Here is a 677-nt window from a genome sequence, read left to right as displayed (position 1 = left end):
CTTGGCTGCAAAATAACGTGTGACCTCTTTGGGAGCCGTTTTGAAAAGTTCCTCAGCCATGATACCCAAGCCCACGTGCAATCATTTGTACTTTTGCCAAACGTGCTGCTAATGCGTGATGATCCATTTCACCCAGCAATTCATCCAAGCCTTTTAGGATATCCTCATAACTTTTTGCTTGTTCAACAAGCTTTTTAAAAGGCTCTAAAAGGGGTTCTAAGTCCTCTTCCCAGTCCCTTAAAGCCTCTTTCGAAAGCTGGTCCAATTCATCGTGATGATCTCCACCCTGCTCTCTTTTCCCCCTTTTCTCCCTTTTCTCCTTGCCCTCTCTTGTAAGAGAAACATCAAAAGACCCACCACAATCAGCACAAACACCAGCCCTTTTGCTTGTCTCACTGCTCTCTTGTCTTGCCGCATCACCGATAACACGATCAGGAGCCTTTAAAACATCCTCCTCCTTTGTTGGTTGCGAAAAGCCAATCTTATTGCGCACCTCTTGCGCTCCAACATGCAACCCTAAAGGCACTAGTTTTGCCAATGCATCACTCAAGGCTTTAATATCTTCATTTTCCGAAATCGGCCAATAAACAAGGGGGTAGCGCTCTTGGGGTCCAAAATTAATCTCAACAAAGGGGACTATCAAATCGCGATTAGCAGTCAATGCCAATTGCCGCGCA

At 45.5% G+C, this 677-nt stretch carries 1 protein-coding gene; it reads right to left on the bottom strand.

From position 1 onward, the window contains the following. Positions 1-52: 52 nt before the first annotated feature. Positions 53-677: phage portal protein family protein (locus tag J7R10_RS08375; protein WP_208436455.1), on the bottom strand; the 625-nt coding region annotated here is incomplete at its 5' end.

It is taken from the genome of Bartonella vinsonii subsp. berkhoffii ATCC 51672 (assembly GCF_902825225.1).
In the GTDB taxonomy this organism is placed as follows: domain Bacteria; phylum Pseudomonadota; class Alphaproteobacteria; order Rhizobiales; family Rhizobiaceae; genus Bartonella; species Bartonella berkhoffii.
Note: the sequence above shows the minus strand (reverse complement) of the source record. Positions and strands in the feature narration are given on the sequence as shown.